This is a genomic window from Desertibacillus haloalkaliphilus, from assembly GCF_019039105.1.
GTDB lineage: Bacteria > Bacillota > Bacilli > Bacillales > KJ1-10-99 > Desertibacillus > Desertibacillus haloalkaliphilus.
Window position 1 is genome coordinate 1 of sequence record NZ_JAHPIV010000023.1, and the last position, 17,129, is coordinate 17,129.

12 protein-coding genes are annotated in these 17,129 nt (G+C 38.4%); 3 read left to right on the forward strand and 9 right to left on the reverse strand.

The window, feature by feature from the left end; all coding sequences use genetic code 11:
- Positions 1-469: 469 nt before the first annotated feature.
- The 3 genes from KH400_RS19545 to KH400_RS19555 form a co-directional block, all read right to left on the reverse strand.
- The gene (locus tag KH400_RS19545; protein ID WP_246589885.1) at positions 470-739 is read right to left on the reverse strand and encodes a DUF1507 family protein; all 270 of its coding nucleotides are present in this window, start codon (positions 737-739) and stop codon (positions 470-472) included.
- Between the two features lie 341 nt (positions 740-1,080).
- On the reverse strand, positions 1,081-1,386 hold the full coding sequence (locus tag KH400_RS19550; protein WP_217227570.1) for a DUF2325 domain-containing protein: 306 nt from the start codon (positions 1,384-1,386) through the stop codon (positions 1,081-1,083).
- Positions 1,387-1,629: 243 nt separating this feature from the next.
- Positions 1,630-2,772, reverse strand: coding sequence for a metal ABC transporter solute-binding protein, Zn/Mn family (locus KH400_RS19555; RefSeq protein WP_217227571.1), 1,143 nt, complete (start codon positions 2,770-2,772; stop codon positions 1,630-1,632).
- A gap of 500 nt (positions 2,773-3,272) precedes the next feature.
- Between KH400_RS19555 and mgtE the strand changes: the two genes are divergently transcribed.
- Positions 3,273-4,634 carry a magnesium transporter gene (mgtE, locus tag KH400_RS19560; protein ID WP_217227572.1) on the forward strand — a complete coding sequence of 454 codons (1,362 nt, stop codon included), beginning with the start codon at positions 3,273-3,275 and terminating at the stop codon, positions 4,632-4,634.
- A gap of 81 nt (positions 4,635-4,715) precedes the next feature.
- On the opposite strand, the gene KH400_RS19565 is transcribed toward mgtE, so the two are convergent.
- Positions 4,716-5,696 carry a CobW family GTP-binding protein gene (locus KH400_RS19565; protein ID WP_217227573.1) on the reverse strand — a complete coding sequence of 327 codons (981 nt, stop codon included), beginning with the start codon at positions 5,694-5,696 and terminating at the stop codon, positions 4,716-4,718.
- Between the two features lie 174 nt (positions 5,697-5,870).
- Between KH400_RS19565 and KH400_RS19570 the strand changes: the two genes are divergently transcribed.
- Complete coding sequence (locus KH400_RS19570; RefSeq protein WP_217227574.1) at positions 5,871-6,902, forward strand: permease; 1,032 nt, start codon at positions 5,871-5,873, stop codon at positions 6,900-6,902.
- A gap of 52 nt (positions 6,903-6,954) precedes the next feature.
- Positions 6,955-7,920: a TIGR03943 family putative permease subunit gene (locus KH400_RS19575; RefSeq protein ID WP_217227575.1), complete on the forward strand. Its 966-nt coding sequence runs from the start codon at positions 6,955-6,957 to the stop codon at positions 7,918-7,920.
- Between the two features lie 152 nt (positions 7,921-8,072).
- Here KH400_RS19575 and KH400_RS19580 read toward each other — a convergent pair whose 3' ends face one another.
- The 5 genes from KH400_RS19580 to glpK all read right to left on the reverse strand — a co-directional run bounded on the left by KH400_RS19580 (position 8,073) and on the right by glpK (position 17,117).
- Positions 8,073-9,488, reverse strand: coding sequence for a SpoVR family protein (locus KH400_RS19580; RefSeq protein WP_217227576.1), 1,416 nt, complete (start codon positions 9,486-9,488; stop codon positions 8,073-8,075).
- 227 nt (positions 9,489-9,715) lie between these two features.
- Complete coding sequence (locus tag KH400_RS19585) at positions 9,716-11,242, reverse strand: AbgT family transporter (RefSeq protein ID WP_217227577.1); 1,527 nt, start codon at positions 11,240-11,242, stop codon at positions 9,716-9,718.
- A 544-nt stretch (positions 11,243-11,786) separates the two neighbouring features.
- The gene (locus KH400_RS19590; RefSeq protein ID WP_217227579.1) at positions 11,787-13,538 is read right to left on the reverse strand and encodes a phospho-sugar mutase; all 1,752 of its coding nucleotides are present in this window, start codon (positions 13,536-13,538) and stop codon (positions 11,787-11,789) included.
- 208 nt (positions 13,539-13,746) lie between these two features.
- On the reverse strand, positions 13,747-15,429 hold the full coding sequence (locus KH400_RS19595) for a glycerol-3-phosphate dehydrogenase/oxidase (RefSeq protein ID WP_217227581.1): 1,683 nt from the start codon (positions 15,427-15,429) through the stop codon (positions 13,747-13,749).
- Between the two features lie 194 nt (positions 15,430-15,623).
- Positions 15,624-17,117, reverse strand: a complete 1,494-nt coding sequence (gene glpK / locus KH400_RS19600) for a glycerol kinase GlpK (RefSeq protein ID WP_217227583.1) — start codon at positions 17,115-17,117, stop codon at positions 15,624-15,626.
- Positions 17,118-17,129: the final 12 nt, after the last annotated feature.

Below are 17,129 nucleotides of genomic sequence, written 5' to 3' on the forward strand. Positions count from 1 at the left end.
GAATATAGAGCTAAAGCCGCTTAGGTCATTTTTATTATTTCCACTGTCTACTTGACAGGGGGCAGTTCATTTTGTCCTAGCCTCGAAGCCATTGCCAATCGTTTAACTAGTTTTGTCCCGCCCCCATTGTTCTACATAAAGTTAGTCGACCGACTACGCTACGACTAATCCTCTCTTTACAAGTTTCCTAATCGTCTTTATAATCCCCAAGGCCCTCAATATGCATAACTACCACCCCATATCACTATGATTCATAATCAATCATCCATCACATATTTAATCCAATCCACCTTAAATAATCTGACTTTCAATATCTAATTTCAATATAAATTACAATGATTTTCATTATCGTTTTTTTCAAAAGTTTCTATATGTAATACAAAAAATCCCTCTTCTACAGCCTCTTCTCTGTAAAAGGGGATAATTGAAAATCTCGAAGTATTTGCATAGGAATTTCCTGCAAACCAAATCAAGCAATCGTTAAGTGTTGTTGTAACTTCTTTTCTAGGTCAGCTAATAGATCCTTCCCTTCCTGTTCATTTACTAAGTTTAGACGAGTAATAAATTCAACAGTCTTTGAAAATCCATAGATATGCGTATCTAACACTTCTTCATAGACTGGACACGTTGAGACATTTAAACTTCCTGCTTGTGCCTTTATCAAACTTTCTATTTTATTTGCCTCTTCTAAAAGTAACTCTAATGCTACGGCTTTAATTGGGACATTAGATTTTGCCAAGCCATCTCCCCCCTCATCCATGCTACTGGTTATACGTTTATTCTGGCACTGTATTTTATGAATTGAATTTATATGTAGGCTCTCTGTTTACTATATAATAATTGAAAGTAATTATCAATATCACTAATAGTTTCTTGTAGCTTGCTCGTAATCTATCCTTATAGAAAGACCAACGTAAAAAAGCAGGTATCTTTACCTGCTTCATTAAAACCATTTTAATGACAACATGCCTACTTTCAAACCAATTCTTACGTATTTCATTTTATACTCCGTCCAAGTCCTGCATCATCAAATTATTTCATATTTATCACTTGTTTCCTTCGCATATAAACTTGCTTCGGTTAACAATTCTCCCTATCACAACTGGCAGTACACTTTCCTATTGCTTGATAAATCGAACACCATGACCGTTTCGCATAACAAATCGGAACATCTTGTTCCCCTGCCTTCTTTTTGACAACTGAGGTTAGGTTATGGTTGATATAGTCTGTCAATATTAGGATAAGATCAACATGAGAAGGAATCGCCCTCTTAACCATCTGTACTTTTCGTCCACTTACATGTTCAACCTGTTCAAACCCCAACTGATTTAATTTTTTTGGTATTGAGCCTAAATGATCCGCCCCTACGATTAATAACGATTGCATAATTCGCCCCCCTATTTGTGATGTATTAAAACTGCCCTTTAAATGATATTTATTCTCATCTACTATTCTAATTGATATTGATTATCAACGTCAATGGTTATTTTGTGACAATTAAAATAACTTAGTATTACCTAAACCGATGCTCTTCTACCCCAAAACAAACAAAAAAGCAACAAATTCCAAGATCGTAATCAAGGAATTGCTGCCTCTCTGTTAATTATAAAGATGTTACGTATTGATTTATTACTGAAGTGCCGTTCGCAATGATTCGATATTACTTCTCATTAAACTAAAGTAGTCTTCATCATTGTCAATATCCTCTTGAACTAGAGCTTCAAGATTATGAAGATCAAGGGCTTCAGCACCAACTTCTTCTTGAACAACCTCTGCTACTTGAGTCGTAATATTTTGTTCAAATAAAATGTAGTTAATATTATTATCATTCGCAAAATCAATAATTCCTTCTAACTGCTTTGCAGATGGCTCATTTGTCGGTGATAATCCAGTAATCCCCATCTGTTGTAATCCATAACGCTCTTCCCAATAGCCAAAGCCTGCATGAGAAACGATAAATGTGTTTTTAGAAGCTTCATCGACCATCTCTTGGAACTCTTGATCTAATCCTTCTAATTCTTCTTTGACTACCTCAAAGTTCGCTTGAAATTCCTCTGCTGCTTCTGGCAATAGTTCTACTAATGCATCTTTTATATTTTCCGCTACTTGGATCGATAAAATTGGATCTAACCAAATATGTGGGTCTCCATCTCCATGATCATGGTTGTGACCGTCATCACCTTCGTGGTTATGCTCTTCCTCATGACCTTGATCTTCATGCTCATGTCCATGATCATGATCTTCCTCATGACTGTGCTCTTCATGCTCATGTCCGTGATCATGATCTTCCTCATGACCTTGCTCTTCGTGCTCATGTCCGTGATCATGATCTTCCTCATGACCTTGCTCTTCATGCTCATGTCCGTGATCATGGTCATAAGCAATTAAATCAATACCTTCTGATGCTTTAACAACGAGAAGCTCTTCACCTACAGAATCAATGACAGCATCCGCAAATCCTTCCATTCCGATGCCATTATAGAAGAATGCATCTGATTCCGCAATATCAACCATTGTTTGAGGTGTAGGCTCAAATGTATGCGCATCTCCCCCAACAGGCACAACATTGGTTACATTAACATAATCGCCACCAATTTTCTTTGTGAAATCCTCCAATGGAAAAATCGTTGTGAAAATATCTAACGTTTCATTAGACGTCTCCTCTTCATTTTCATTTGTCTCGCTTGCATCTTCTTGTTGGTTTCCACATGCAGCAAGAAATGATGATAACACAATAATAATTGCAAAAAAGAAACTAGCTTTAACCTTCATCAAATAACCCCTTTCGTAATTGTTACGATTTATCAATAATCAGAATTATATCGTAATCATTACGTTTTGTAAACAAGAAATTACGATTTTAGCAAGGGCGAAGCGAATAGTCTAAAATTCTGTTCAAATGGGCAATGTATCGTCTACATTGGTTTGGACTTTGTCGTTGCAACTACTCCACTGCGATTCGTAGTGTTTAATCCCTGCTATGGTTGGACAATTAAATAACTAACATTTCAGTATATGTCTTGGCGTAGGTAATATTTGTGATAATTCTTGTATCAGCAATAAACCTTCAATATTTTTATGTTTTTGTTGTTTTCATACAAACACCAACACTGTCTTCCTTATGACATGGATACCATGAAGTAAAAATTGTCATGCTAAGGAATAAGGCAGAGTGTTATAGGAATCCATTTGGCATATTTGCTCTTACTTTTTAACCGACGTTGTTATTGGAGTCACACCGACTAAACCGTAGCGGGTAAGGAGGTATCCCGATGAGAAGATTAGATGATGAAGAGCGTGAGCAATACTTTGATCACATCATTCAATCACTAGATGAACAAAAGAAAGAAGCTTTTCGTGAAAGCTTTTTGGAACTTCACCCGACCGACCAAATGGAGCTCTTTCGGTCTTTAGATAAAACAAAACGGGCTCTTGTGTATCAATATGTAACAGCTGATGAATTTGCGGATATATTCCAAGGTTTTGAGCTAGATGAGCAAGAAGATTTCGTTTTAGAGTTAGAAGAAAATTATGCTGCAGAGATGTTTAACCAGATGCATGCCGATGATATTGCCGACTTTTTAAGTGAACTTAACGAACCACATGCAAAGGCAATACTAAATGCAATGGATAAAGATGAAGCCGATGATGTAAAAGAACTCCTTTCTTATGAACAAGAAACAGCTGGCGCGATTATGACTAAGGAATATATATCCATTAGGGCAACTAATACGGCTTCTGACGTCATCGAACTCCTTCGCCAAGAAGGACCGAATGCTGAAACGATTTATTATCTTTATGTCGTTGACGATAAAGATAAACTGGTAGGTGTTGTCTCATTACGTGATCTAATCATCGCCTCCACCGAAGAAAAGGTTGAGAAATTAATGAGTTCACGTGTTGTTTCTGTTGAAGTTCATACTGACCAAGAAGAGGTCGCTAAAATTATTCGTGATTATGACTTTCTGGCCGCACCCGTTGTTACGAGTACAAATGAATTGATTGGAATCATCACCGTCGATGATGTCATTGATGTTATCGAAGAAGAAACAACTGAAGATGTTGGTGAAATTAGTGCTGCAAGAGGGGCTACTGACGTTAATGTTAGTGCATTCACCGCTGCAAAAAAGCGTGCCCCTTGGATTATTTTATTAATGTTCTTTGGTTTAATTACTGCCGAAGTGATTGGTCAATTTGAAGAAACACTTGAAGCGATTGTATTACTCGCTGTATTTATTCCATTGATTATGGACTCTGCTGGAAATACAGGGACGCAATCTCTGGCAGTAATGGTTCGTGCGTTAGCCACAGGATCTTTTGAAAAGAAAGGGCTGTTGAATACGATTAAGCGTGAATTTGGTACAGGTCTTATGCTTGGCATCATCTGTGCTGTTGTGTTAATGATTCTTGTTCCGTTATTATACGATAGTTATATGTTAGCCTTCATCGTAGGAATATCACTATTTTTAACGTTAAGCGTTGCAACAATCATAGGCGCTGTTGTACCTGTAATCATTACAAAATTAAAATTAGACCCTGCAATCGCTTCAGGTCCATTTATTACGACCGTAAATGATATTTTAGGCTTACTCATTTATTTTTCAATCGCAACCTCACTTCTTCAATACTTATAACCCTATAATATAGGGGCTGTTCCATTAGTGACAGCCCTTTATTGTTGGATTCATTTCCACTAAACTTCGCTTGACTCTAAATTAACCTAAGACTAGACGTTGAAATGATTGTTCAATTTCAGTTGCATCAATCGAGTGACCGATAATAATGATGCATGGTGCTAGTTTTTTTTGATCAATACGGCTAATTGATAGCTGATTTGAGGAAAATTGAAATTGAAAATAACCCGGTGTTTCTTTTAATTGGATCATTCCTTTTGCACGGATGACATGTTCCGGCAATCCCTTTAACCACTTCTCTAAGTTCGTCCGATCTAAAACGGGGGGAGTATCAATTTTTATCGTCTGAAAAACATGGTGATCATGATCATGGTGGTGGTGACTCGAATGGTCCTTGTGCTGAGGATCTCCATCAACCGTTTTCGTTATCACCCTCGGTTTTAAAATTTCTTCAACATCAACATCACCATAAGAGGTTTCAAAAATCGAGACACGCTCATTATCTACAGTGCTTCTTACTTTTTTACGTACTTTAACTAATTTTGCAGCGGAAATTAAATCGACTTTATTTAAAAGAATAAGTGTCCCATTGGTTAGCTGTTGTTTGAGTACGGTACGGATTTCTTTTGAACTTGAAAAAATACTTTGGTATTCGAGGTAATGACTCGCATCGATCAAACTAACAATCGATTTTAATTCAAGCTCTTCAAATAAAGCTGGTGAAGTGATTGCCTCGACAATCTCCCTTGGATTGGCTACTCCAGTTCCTTCTATAAGTAATGCATCTGGTCGTTCATGATCGTTGACAGTTGTTATGAACGTTTCTAACTCCTTCGTCAAATCTTCTCGAATTGTACAACAAATGCATCCATTCAGCATTTCAAGTAATGGTTCATTTTCAAATAAATCTCTTTCTACATTTACCTCACCTAATTCATTTAAAACAATGCCTGGGGTCATGTTCTTTTCCTTTAATTCTTTAAGAACTTTCATTAGTACAGTTGTTTTACCACTGCCTAAGAAGCCAGTAATTAGATAGACTGGAATCTTTTTTTCTCCCATCACTATGCCTCCATATGTAATGACTTGTGATTATAATGCTTTTACGTTACCATACGGGTAGACTTTTCACAAATCAGAACGATTATTATTTATTTCCATCATTCTATCACTTAAATATGTGATAAAATACTAGAGTTATTACTATTATTTAAGGATAGGAGATTACCGCTTACAATGAAATTAAAAGAGTCTCTTTCTTCCGTAACGAAAGACTTGATTGGCTTACTGTTGTTAATCGTCTTTTTAATTTTGTTTTTTAATATTGACTATTTTAAAGATCAAGAAGCGTTTAACTCGATCCCACAAGCATGGTTAAATGTGAATACGATCTTTTTAAGTATTGTCATTGAGGCGATTCCATTTATTTTATTAGGCGTCTTTTTTTCATCGCTGATTCAAATTTATGTTTCCGAGGAAACAATTCAACGGTACTTGCCTCGTAATGCTTTGTCTGCTTTAGTCCCAGCAGCTGTTTTAGGGGCCATTTTTCCGATTTGTGAATGTGCGATCGTTCCCGTTGTTCGCCGTTTAATAAAAAAAGGGATGCCGCTTCATATTGGTGTCGTCTTTCTAGTTGCAGCACCGATTTTAAACCCTATTGTCGCAGCGTCTACGTACTTCGCATTTAGAAATGATTTATCCGTTCTTTATTCACGAATGGGGCTTGCTTTTGTACTGGCTATTCTGATTGGTGCGATTTTATATCTCATCTTTAAGAATAGCGATCAATTAAAATGGAGTACGGAGGAACTTATCGGAAAACAAAAGGGCGCTACTAGTCAAGTACCTGTTAGACAAATGAATCGCTTTAAACAAATGTTCTATCATGCGTCCGATGAATTCTTTTTAATGGGTAAATACTTGATTGCCGGTGCTTTTATTGCATCCTTGTTTCAAACGTTCTTAGATCGAAACCTGCTAGCTGCAATCGGCTCAAATGAATGGTCATCGACAGCAGTCATGATGGCTTTTGCTTTTCTACTATCATTATGTTCGGAAGCTGACGCGTTTGTTGCATCTTCATTTGGGAGTACATTTACGACCGGCTCTATCATTGCCTTTTTAGTCTATGGACCAATGCTAGATTTAAAAAACACCGTGATGCTATTTGCCTTTTTCAAAGCTAAATTTGTTATTACGTTTATGATTACTGTAACCGTTGTTGTTTTCGTCGCCATCATGGGGCTTCAATTCTTCATCCTTTAAGTTATTGTTTTCTCTCAAATGAGAGCCCTGAAAAATAGAAAGGAGATTGTAGATGAACAATGATATTGAAATTAAGAATTTAAGCTTCCATGCTTATATTCGTGGAATTATCCTAATTGGATTTGCCCTTCTTTTACTAGGTTTTATCATTTCTGGGAGCATCCAATTGTATATTTCTCCTAAAATGATGCCGTTTATATACTTTGCAACGGTGGTTTTTCTTATCCTTGGAGTGATACAAATCCTCCGGAGCACCGCAAAGAACCAAGAGGAAGAAATCGCTTGTGACTGTGGTGCAGACCATGGGATGAGCGGCTCGCGCCTACGTCAATTGATCGTCTATGGTATTTTCATCGTACCAATTGTCGGGGGATTTATGCTCCCTGATCATGTATTAGATAGCTCGGTAGCTGCAAATCGAGGAATCCAACTAGGTTCAGGTCTCTATTCAAAACCAACACCAGCAGCAGCTAGTCCCGAGCAAAACTCGACCGCTAGAGCTGAAGCTTTCTTAGATGACCCTGACCAATACTATCGAGAGCTAGCAAATGGTGGTGATACGGATACTGAACATTACACAATTGAGGATTTCTATACAGAAGAAGGGTTCAATAGCTATTATGATGAGCTTGCCAATGAGCTGCTTGAAGAAGACCGGATCATCGTTACTGATGAAAACTATCTAGATGTTATGACCGTCTTAGATATGCACTTGGATCAATTTATTGGTCGTGAAATTGAAATCATGGGATTCGTCTACCGTGAACCAGACTTCGAAGAAAATCAGCTAGTCGTTGCTCGCTTTTCAATGACATGCTGTGTGGCTGATGCAGCCGTCTACGGAACGCTAGTTGAATTTCCAGAAGCAGAACAGTTTGAAAACGATACATGGATACAGATATCAGGCACAATTGATCAGTCTCAATATAACGAATTCATTGTCCCACTTGTCCACTTAAGAGAAATTGAAGTCATCGAAGCTCCGGATCAACCGTACGTCTTTCCAACCTTCCGTTGATAACATCACGAGTGTCTTTAAAGCTAGCTTATTACCTTTAGAGACACTCTTTATATGCTTTTTATGCTCGATATAAGAAAAAAAGCAGCAACCCCTAATCAGTTTAGAGGTTGCTACGAAATTATTCATGGCAATATTTTCACTTCCCAACGTTATAAATACTTTCGATGAACTTTCTTGCCATCATAAATAAATACCATTTGCTTGTCATTAACAATTGTCTCAAGATGAACCGGTCTTCCCCACAGTTGATAAATATATGGAAGAACACGTTCAAGGTAACTTACGTCTAATTCAGTCCCTTCATACGAATGAGTAATATATAACTCACCGCTTTTCAAATAGTCTCCATCCGTAACCATTAAATAAGGAAAGCCACCGTTTACTCGTGACTGAACGAGCTGGTCACGTACATGCTGCCATTCCTTATCAACAATTTTATAATCCGCTCCTTGCTTTTGGAACAAATACATATCTTCTCGTAAAACGAGGTCTTTCGTTAAATAATTACGAATGAACGAGATGTCAGACTCAATCTCACGGACTTCAAAGATTTTATCCCGCCCACTTCCTGGTTGCACGCCTTGACGTTCTTGCATCTCTTTAGTTGGGTTGTTATAGCGTTCTTCAATGTCCTCGAAAATCTTCAAACCGAGATAATAAGGGTTAATCGTTGTTGTCGACGGTTGGACAACGCCAGCATTTAACTTGGCAAATTCAATCGTGTCCTCAGATGTTAAGTCCATTTCGCGTAAAATTCGTGCATGCCAATACGAAGCCCAACCTTCGTTCATAATTTTCGTTTCAAGCTGCGGCCAGAAATATAACATCTCTTCACGCATCATTGTGAGGATATCTCGTTGCCAAGGTTCCAACTCTCGGCTATATTCTTCAATAAATAACAGCAAGTCTTTTTCTGGCTTGGGTGGAAATTGCTTTTTCGTGCGTCTTTTTGGAACGCTACTTGGCTTTTTATCTAAATCCCAAAGATCGTCATATGGGGTTTCGGCTTTTGTAAGTTCTTCCTCATCCTCTTCATCATCAATATGCCAGCTTAACTTCGGTCGCAAAAGGCTAGGATCAATGTGTTCTTGAATTGATAACACTGCATCTAAAAACCTCTCAACTTCCTCTTTCCCGTGTATCATTTCATAATTTGAAATACGTTCTGCCGTTGCACTCATACTCTCAACCATATCACGTCTTGTATTTGAGAACCGTACATTATTCTTAAAGAAATCACAATGTGCCAACACGTGAGCAATAATCATTTTGTTTTGAATTAGACTATTACTATCAAGTAAAAACGCATAACAAGGATCACTATTAATGACAAGCTCATAAATTTTACTTAAACCAAGGTCGTACTGTAACTTCATCTTGTGAAATTGTTTACCAAAGCTCCAATGGGAATATCTTGTCGGCATACCGTATGCCCCGAATGTATAAATGATTTCCGCTGGACAAATTTCATATCGCATTGGAAAAAAGTCAAGCCCGAACCCTTTAGCAATCTCGTTAATTTCTTCAATCGCATATTCGATTGCTTTCCTGTCCTCCGTTAGCACGTACAACGCCTCCTTCACTTGTCATTTATACAATTTATGAAAGGAAGGCGCTGATGATGAAAAAATATACACTTTTCTTCGACTTTTCACGAATAGTTCCTAATATTCCAATGAGTAAAACTTGATCCGTTCAAACCCAAACCTACTTATATCTCTATAATGAAAAAACGCCAACAAAGTCTCTAAAGACCTTGCTGACGCTTTTTATTAACGTTATTTGTTTATACTTATTGTTGGTAAAGAATTGGAGACCCTGGTCCAAGGTCAATTCCTAATACCATCCAAACAATAAGCATCAGGGTCCAAATAATTGTAAAGATAATTGTGTATGGGAACATAACAGAGATCAGTGTACCAATTCCCATTTTCTTATCATACTTTTGTGCAAATGCGATGATAATCGCAAAGTATGTCATTAGTGGTGTAATGATATTTGTTGTTGAATCGGCAATTCGGTATGCCATTTGCGTCATTTCTGGTGAATAACCAAGCTGCATCATAATTGGCACGAAGATTGGAGCCATCATTGCCCATTTTGCAGAGGCACTTCCGATAAATAGGTTAATAAACCCAGCTACAAGAATAAAGCCAATAATTAACGGAATACCTGAGAAGTTAATCGATTGTAGGAATTCCGCCCCGTACACACCAATCACTAGTCCTAGGTTTGTCTCTGCGAAGAATGCTACGAATTGACCCGCTGTAAAGGCTAGAACGATAAACATCCCCATCGCAGACATTGTATCTGATAATTGGTTCGCAACGTCTTTGTCATTACGAATATTTTTCGTAACAATTCCGTAAACAAGTCCAGGAACAAAGAACAAAATCATAATAATTGGCACTAATGAAGACATGAATGGAGATTGGATAATTCCACCGTCTTCACCACGTAACGGTGCATCTGGTGGTAAAATCAATAGCGCTGTTGCTACTAATGCCACCGCAAGTGCAAGGACAGACCATATCAGACCTTTTCTTTCAATCGCATCAAGACCTTTAATATCTTCACGGTACTCACCTTTGTACTCACCAAGACGTGGTTCAACAACTTTCTCAGTCACCCACGCACCTACAATTGTAAGTAGGAATACAGAAGCAATAATAAAGTAATAGTTCATCGCAATATTCATTGTCTCAGCATACGCTGGGTCAATGATACTCGCTGCTTGAATCGTTAACTCCCCAAGCATTGGGTCCGTTGCAGATAAGAATAAGTTAGCACTAAAACCAGCTGATACTCCAGCAAACGCTGCTGCTAAACCAGCAAGCGGATGACGACCAATCGCTGCGAAGATTAAAGCTCCTAGTGGCGGTAGAACAACATAACCCGCATCTGAAGCCACACTAGACATAATCCCTGCAAACACAAGTCCTGCAGTAATTAAGCGCTGTGGAATCGATAAAACAAAGCCACGTAAACAAGCACTTATTAAGCCTGTTCGCTCAGCTAGTCCGATACCTAACATCGTTGCTAGTACAACACCTAACGGAGCGAACCCTATGAAGTTATCAACCATACTTGTGAAAATATATTGGATTCCTTCTGCGCTCAGTAAGTTCTGGACTTCAACCATTTCACCTTCTCGTCCAGGATGCTCTACACTTACACCAAATGCCGATATAATTGCAGAGACGAAAATTACTACTAATGATAAAATTGCAAATAAAGTAATTGGGTGTGGTAGTTTATTACCTACAATTTCAACACGATCCAAAAAACGTTGAAAAAACCCCTTACGTTCCTTAGCCATTCTTGTTTCCCCTTCCTGTTATAAAATTTTGACAATATAGTAAAAAAGAACGCAAAAATTTATTTCATTAATCGATGTCACAATTATAAACGGGATAAATAGTTTTTAAAATATAATTCCTTAAAATAATAAGATTCGAAACTTTATGTCTATTTACTATATTAATATAAAGACTGATATGAACGTAAAGTAGCGCATGTTGCTAGGGAAATAAACACATAGCTGGAAGTAACTCACTTATCATTTTCACTCTTTCTCAACGCCAAGTACAGCCTCTTCCCACGTGATGAATCAAGCTTCCTTTCCAGAATTAATAGCTATGTGAAATTTTTTGATATAGATAAATAAAAAAGAATGATCCTATTGAAAACATTTTATTTCAGTAGGATCATTCTTTCTATTCTAATATATTTTTATTTCACTTTTTTTGTTGATCACCAATCTTACAAAGGGCTTAATCATTTCTTCACAAAAACATTTTACTCATACCTCAGAACACCGCTTTATGTTAAACGTTCTTTAGCCAGCATTTATCAAATTCTTTTCAATTACCATTAGACTCTATGTTTGAATATACTTGCTTCATAACAGCATCTTTTATTGCTTGTAATGCTTGGCTACTTTCTTCGTACGTATCACGTTTGACTCCAAAATAAAACTTCACCTTTGGTTCAGTTCCTGATGGTCGAATACAGAACCAACTACCATCTTGTAGTTTATACTTGAGTACATTTGAAACAGGAAGAGTGATGACTTCGGTTGATTCCTCCATTCTTTTAGTTCGCTTACTTACTAGATAATCTTCAATCACATTAATATTCTGCCCATTAACCTTTGTTGGTGGCTGTTCTCGAAAGGAAGTTATAATCTTATCAATCTGCTCTAGACCCACCTTCCCTTTTAACGTCAACGATTCGAGACCTTCAAGATAGTATCCATACTTCTCAAACACCTCTAGTAAACCTTCGTAAAGCGTCATCCCTCGGGTTTTATAGTACGTAGCCATCTCACAAGCAAATAAACACGCCTGTACAGCATCCTTATCTCTTACAAAATCACCTAACAAATACCCATAGCTTTCTTCATAACCAAATAGATACTTATACTCACCTGTTTGTTCATATTCCTTCATCTTCTCACCAATAAATTTAAAGCCAGTGAGTGTATCAATCGTTTCGATGCCATACGTCTCTGCAATTTTACGCCCCAATTCAGAGGTAACGATCGTTTTTAGAACCACACCGTTTTTAGGTAATGTTCCGAGAGCTTTCTTTTGAGATAAGAGGTACTCAAGCATAAGTGCTCCTGTTTGATTTCCGGTTAGCACTGTGTATTCTCCATCGGGATCTTTAACAGCCACCCCGACACGGTCAGCATCAGGATCTGTAGAAATTAATACATCTGCGTCTAGCTTTTTTCCATAGTCAATCGCTAATGCAAATGCCGCATGCTCTTCTGGATTAGGAGATTTTACAGTTGAAAAGTTTGGATCTGGAAGCTCTTGTTCTTTGACGACAGTGACATTGGTAAATCCCGATGATTCTAAGACGGTACGGACAGGAACATTGGCGGTCCCGTGCAACGGTGAAAAAACAATTGAAACATCTTTCCCATACGCTTGCACAAGTCCTTGGTTGACAATAATTGACTGCAATGCTTCATTATAAGCACGATCAATTTCTTCTCCAATCACTTTCAAAAGACCATTTGCTTTCAACTCTCGTTCATTAGCAACCTCAATTGTCAATTCATCATCAATGCGTTTAACATGTTCAATTAACTCATTAGCTTCTTTTGGCGGCAATTGACCACCATCTGGCCCATAAACTTTGAAACCATTATATTCCGGAGGGTTATGGCTTGCTGTAATGACAATACCAGCAAACGCTTGTAAATGCCGAACTGCAAAAGACAGCTCAGGGGTTGGTCTTAATTCATGGAAGACGTACGTTTGTATCCCACAGTTCCCAAGCGTTGCAGCTGCTTCGTGCGCAAACTCACGTGAAAAATGACGACAATCATAAGCAATGACTACTCCCCGTTTTTTGGCATCCTCACTTTCAGATTCAATATAACTGGCTAAACCTTTCGCAGCTTTTCTTACCGTATATGTATTCATTCGATTAGGACCAGGACCAATCTCTCCTCGCATCCCACCTGTACCGAACTCTAATGTCTTATAGAAGCAATCCTCGAGCTGGGTCAAATCATTTTTCATGTCTTCTAACTCTTGTTTTAATCCTTCTTCTAAGTGCTTAAAACGACTCCATCGTTCATACTCCTCTTTCCAACTCATATAAACCTCCGTAACATGTATTTTTGATTACTTTTATATTAAATGCTCTACCCTCATTAATAATTCCATTTTAAATGATTTGTTCCTTCTTATTTCTAGTGATTTACAATCTATCTTCAGAACTTGACCTTCATCCTTTTAAAAAAGGGCTATCCCTTAACTGCTCACCTCAAATTGTCTGAGATAACAGCAGGGAAAGCCCTTGTTCCTAGATTACTTTTTTATCTTCAATCACATCTTCTTCAATCGGTGTCGTCGCATAGTGAAGATCTTGTTCTAGTTTGTTTTTATGAAGAAGCGTCTCCTCTTCAGTCCAACTAAAACGTTTTTTCATATAATCTAACACTGGTTGTTTCCACTTTTGTACCCAATCAATATTAAAAAGAACAGCTCCAGTCCGGCGATTAAAGAAATCAACTGGTGAGGAAACCATTTCCTCCTCAATACCGTAAACAAGTCCCGCATATACATCAATAGGTAGATGATTCTCCTTAGCCTTTTGCTTTTGTTCTTTTACAATCTTATAGACGTTTGTTACGTTCGATCCATATAACTTCGTTAACTTACGCGCCTCACTCTCTGAGAAACCAAGATTCATTCCTTCTTCTGTTTTCTCTTTAACGAACCGGTCAAATTGCCTTGATCCGCCAACATCTCCACCAGATAAACGAACTTGATCCGTTGTGCATGGTTGTTTGTTCCCAAGGTCTTTAGCGACAATATCCACAATACGTTCAGCCATCTTTCGATAACCTGTTAACTTCCCACCTGCAATTGAAATTAACCCGGATTCCGAAAAGAAAATTTCATCTTTTCTCGAGATCTCGGATGCACTTTTTCCTTCTTCATGAATCAATGGGCGTAATCCTGACCAACTTGATTCAATGTCCTTTGTCGTCAACTTTACGGATGGGAACATATAATTAACCGCATTGATAATATAATCTCTGTCAGCTGTTGTCATTCTTGGATGAACGATAATATCATCTTCATAGAATGTGTCCGTTGTACCTACATAGGTCTTTCCGTCACGCGGAATCGCAAATACCATCCGTCCATCTTTTTCTGTATCAAAATAGACGGCTTGCTTTAATGGGAATCGGTCACCATCAATGACTAAATGGACACCTTTTGTTAGATGAAGGTATTTCCCTTTTTTAGACTGGTCCTTTTCACGTAAGGTATCAACCCATGGTCCTGCTGCATTCACAATCTTTTTTGCATAAATCGTATACGTTTTTCCTGTTAGCTGATCAGTGACATTTACGCCAACAACTTTTGCGTTCTCATAGATAAAGTCATCAGCTTTTGCATAGTTAACAGCTGTCGCCCCACGTTGTACAGCTTCCTTCATGACTTCAAGTGTTAGTCTCGCATCATCGGTACGGTATTCTACGTAAATACCGCCACCTTTTAATTTATCTTTACGAATTAATGGTTCTTTTTCTAATGTCGCTGCTTTGTTTAGCATCTTACGTCGTTCATCTTTTTTTACACCAGCTAAAAAGTCATAGACTTTTAAGCCAACAGAGGTTGCTGTTTTCCCAAATGTTCCGCCTTGAATCATTGGTAGTAACATCCACTCAGGTGTCGTCACATGTGGGGCATTCTCATATACAATCGCTCGTTCTTTCCCAACTTCAGCGACTAGCTTGATTTCGAATTGTTTCAAATAACGCAAACCACCATGCACAAGCTTCGTTGAACGACTTGAAGTTCCAGCAGCAAAATCTTGCATCTCAATTAAACCTGTATTTAACCCACGCACTTGCGCATCAAGAGCAATTCCTGCTCCTGTAATTCCTCCACCAATCACAAGGATATCAAGCGTTTGTTTACTCATTTTTTCTAAATAGTGAGAACGATCTAAACTTGAAAATGTAGTAGTCATCTCTTACACCCTTTCAGTATATTGGTTAATGAGAGCAAAAAAAGACCACAACAGCTCTACAATTATATATACATATAATATGTAGAGTGTTGTGGTCTCTCCTAATCTCCGACCAATCATTTATTAACTTATCTTTATTATAACGAAATTATCTTGTTTTGAAAAGAGCTTCACTGCTTCTTTTTTACAAACTATTACTTATACTGCATCGTCGCTGCAACAGCATTTTTCCAGCCTTCATATAAGCTCTCACGTTGCTCTTGGTCCATACCAACCTCAAATTGTCGTTCAACCTTCCACTGCTTGGCGAGTTGATCTTTACTATCCCAAAACCCTACCGCTAAGCCCGCTAAATAAGCAGCCCCGAGCGCCGTTGTTTCATTAATAGTTGGGCGTTCAACCGGAACATCGAGCATATCACTCTGAAATTGCATTAAAAACTCGTTAGCTACAGCACCACCATCAACACGAAGCTTTTTCAATGAAATTCCCGCATCTGCCTCCATTGCTTTGACAACGTCTTTTGTTTGATAAGCAAGCGATTCTAACGTTGCTCGGATAAAATGTTCCTTCTCCGTCCCCCTTGTTATCCCAAAAATGGCCCCTCGGGCTTCACTATCCCAATACGGTGTACCAAGTCCGACAAATGCAGGGACAACATAAACCCCGTCCGTTGATTCTACTCTTGTCGCATACTCCTCCGAGTCCGCTGCAGATTTAATCATCCGTAAGCCATCACGTAACCATTGAATGGCAGATCCAGCAACAAAAATACTTCCTTCAAGAGCATATTCAACCTTACCATCAATCCCCCAAGCTAGTGTCGTGAGTAACCCGTGCTTTGATGTGACCGCCTGTTCACCCGTATTCATGAGCATGAAGCAGCCCGTACCGTAGGTGTTTTTCGCCATCCCCTCTTCAAAACAAGCTTGACCGAATAAAGCCGCTTGCTGATCACCAGCGGCACCAGCGATTGGAATTTCTTCACCAAAGAAATGGTAATCAATCGTCTTCGCATACACCTCTGATGATGGTCGAACATTAGGGAGCATCGCTTTAGGTACATCAAGCATCTCTAATAATTCATCATCCCAGCATAAATCATAAATATTGTAGAGTAACGTTCGAGATGCGTTCGAGTAATCTGTTACATGTGCCTTCCCACCTGACATCCTCCAAATGAGCCACGTATCGATGGTCCCGAATAACAGATCACCTTTTTCAGCCTTTTCTCTTGCCCCTTCGACATTGTCTAAGATCCACTTTACTTTCGTCCCTGAGAAATAAGCGTCGATAAGCAAACCTGTTTTATCGCGAACCATTGTTTCATATCCTTGATCTTTTAATTGTTCGCAAATGTCTGCCGTTTGACGCGATTGCCAAACAATAGCATGATAGATTGGTTTCCCCGTATGTTTATCCCAAACAACTGTTGTTTCCCGTTGATTTGTAATTCCAATTCCAGCTATTTCAGTTGGTTTGACTTCGTTTGTCTCCATCACTTCTGCTACAACAGCTAAAATCGATGACCATATTTCATTAGCATTATGTTCAACCCAGCCCGGCTTAGGAAAGATCTGCTCAAATTCCTTTTGTGCACTACCTGCAATTGCCCCTTCTTTAGTAAACAGGATTGCTCTTGAACTTGTTGTCCCTTGGTCTAACGAAAGAATATATTTCTTTTCCATTCTCTACCCCTC